The organism is Bradyrhizobium sp. 134 (assembly GCF_023074155.1).
Classification (GTDB): Bacteria; Pseudomonadota; Alphaproteobacteria; order Rhizobiales; family Xanthobacteraceae; genus Bradyrhizobium.
In genome coordinates this window covers 1-2,691 of the sequence record NZ_JADPKX010000038.1, presented here as the reverse complement: position 1 = coordinate 2,691, position 2,691 = coordinate 1, and the positions used below count along the sequence as shown (strand labels likewise).

Sequence of the window (2,691 nt, the reverse complement as noted above, 5' to 3'; positions counted from 1 at the left end):
TTGGCCATGCGGGGGTCGAGATTGACGGGGTTTTCTTCCATGCCGTCCTCGGCGAGCCGCAGCACTTCGCCGATCTGGTCGATCAACAGGCCATAGGATTCACCGCGCAGGTCGACGCCGACCGCCATCGGGATCTTGCCGTCCTCGGGCTTGGGCAGGCCGAGCCGGGCGCGCATGTCGACCACGGTGACGATGCGGCCGCGCAGGTTCAGCACGCCCGCGATCTCGCGCGAGGACAGCGGCACGCGGGTGACGCGCTCGGGCATGAACACGTCCTGGACGCGGGAGATCGGCAGGCCGAACAGCTGGCCGCCGATCATCGCGGTGACGTATTCGACCATGGCGCCTTCGCCGGACTGGGTCTTCTTGGTCATGTGCGTATCTCCTGATCCCGCTGGTTACGCTGCTGCGCGGCTCAGCTCGGAGGCACCGGCGGCGCCCGCGGTCTGTTCCTTCAGCGCCGCGATCAGACCGGGACGGTCGAACTTGGCGACATAGTCGTGGAAGCCGGCCTGACGGCCGCGCTCGATCGCCGCCGGCGACACCAGCGCGGAGAGCCCGATGATCGGCATCGCACCCAGATTGCTGTCGGAGCGGATGGTCTCGGCAAACTCGAACCCGTTCATGTCGGGCATCTCGATGTCGGTCAGGACCACGTCGAAGGTCTGCGCGCGCAGCGCGGCCAGGCCCTCCTGCGCGGTCGGCGCGGTGCGGACGCGGTAGCCGGCGGCCTTGAGCACCGGGGCCAGCATGTTGCGGAAGAACGCCGAGTCGTCGACCAGCAGCACCGATTGCGAGTGCAGCGACGGCTTCATCTCCTTGCGGGTGAACCAGTCGGAGAACGCCATCGGCAGGAAGTGGCCGACGTCGATCACTTCGGTGGCCTGGCCCTTGATCACGGCCGAGCCGAGAATGCCGGAGGAGGATCCGCCGACCTCGATGTTGAGCCGTTCCTCGACGATGTCGATGATCTCGTCGACGACGAGGCCCATGGAGCGGCCGTCGTCGGAGAACACCAGGATCGGCTGGGCGCCCTGGCTCGCGATGGTGACGCTCTCCATGGCAACGAGCGGCATCAGCTGCTCGCGGTACTGCACCATGTAGCGACCGTTCGAGAACTCGATCTTGTCGGCCGGGAGCTCTTCCAGGCGCGTGACGAGCCCGAGCGGGACCGCCTTGGGCTGGGACGAGCCGGCGCGGAACACCAGCAGCGAGGTGGTCTGCTCGCCCGATCCAATGCTGTGCGTCCCGTTCTCGTTGTTCATGTCATGGGCCGAGGAGCCGGCGGCGCCGAGCGCCTTGGCAATGCCGTTGGGATCGATGATCATGATGACCGCGCCGTCGCCCAGGATGGTATTGCCCGAGAACATGTCGATGTGACGCAGTTTCGTCGACATCGGCTTGACCACGATTTCTTCGGTGTGGAACACGCCGTCGACGACGATGCCGAAGGTCTGGCTGCCGACCTGGGTCACCACGATGAAGCCGTTCTCGGGATCGGAGACGGCGCCGTCGTCGATCTTGAGCAGCTTCTTGAGATGGATCAGCGGCAAGAGCTTGTTGCGCAGCCGGAGAACCGCGGTGTCCTTGATGCGCTCGATGCGGTGCTCCGAGTTGGCGCGGGCCCGCACCAGCTCGACCACGGAGAGCTGCGGGATCGCAAAGCGGTCGCCGGCGGCTTCCACGATCAGCGCGGAGACGATGGCGAGCGTCAGCGGGATCTTGATGGTGACGGAGGAGCCTTCACCGGCGACCGACTTGATGTCGATGGTGCCGCCGATCTGGTCGATATTGGTGCGCACCACGTCCATGCCGACGCCGCGTCCCGACACCGAGGTGATGGCGGCAGCGGTCGAGAAGCCCGGCGCGAAGATGAACTTGTGGATCTGGGCTTCGCTCATCTTCTCGAGCTCGGCCTCGGTGACCAGACCTGAGGAGATCGCCTTGGCCTTGATCCTGTCGGTGTTCAGGCCGCGGCCGTTGTCGGCGATACAGATGATGATGTGGCCGCCCTCGTGATAGGCGGACAGGCGGATGGTGCCCTGCTCGCCCTTGCCGCCGGCGAGACGCTCGGCCGGGGTCTCCAGGCCATGGTCGGCGGAGTTGCGCACCATGTGGGTGAGCGGGTCCTTGATCAGGTCGAGCACCTGGCGATCGAGCTCGGTGTCGGCGCCGTGCATCTCCAGCTCGATCTGCTTGCCGAGTTCGCTCGAGAGGTCGCGAACGATGCGGGGCAGCTTCTGCCAGGCATTGCCGATCGGCTGCATGCGCGTCTTCATGACGCCTTCCTGCAGTTCGGCGGTGACGTTGGACAGCCGCTGCAACGGCACCTTGAACTCGGTGTCCTCGTTGCGGCGGGAGATCTCCAACAGCTGGTTGCGGGTCAGCACCAGCTCGGAGACCATGGTCATCAGATGCTCCAGCGTATCCACGTTGACGCGGATCGACTGGTTGGCGATGCTGGCTCCCTCGCCGGCGCCCTCGTCGGCGATCGACTTCTTCGGCGCGGCCTTGTCCTTGGGCGCCTTTGCCTCTTTGGCGACAGGCACTGGCGCTTCAGCGGCCGGCTGGGGCTCGGCCTTGACTTCAGCCTTGGCAACCGGGGCCGGGACTTCGATCGCGGTCTCGCGGAAGGCGCGCTCGAGCTCGTCGAGCGAGACTTCGCCCGGACGCAGCGGACGCTCCAGGCTC

At 66.2% G+C, this 2,691-nt stretch carries 2 protein-coding genes; both read right to left on the bottom strand.

Annotation, left to right across the window (positions count from 1 at the left end; translation table 11 throughout):
* The coding region (locus IVA75_RS14805) for a chemotaxis protein CheW (RefSeq protein ID WP_247287501.1) at nt 1–374 on the bottom strand (374 nt) is incomplete at its 3' end.
* A 24-nt stretch (nt 375–398) separates the two neighbouring features.
* Nucleotides 399–2,691: hybrid sensor histidine kinase/response regulator (locus IVA75_RS14800; RefSeq protein WP_247287500.1), on the bottom strand; the 2,293-nt coding region annotated here is incomplete at its 5' end.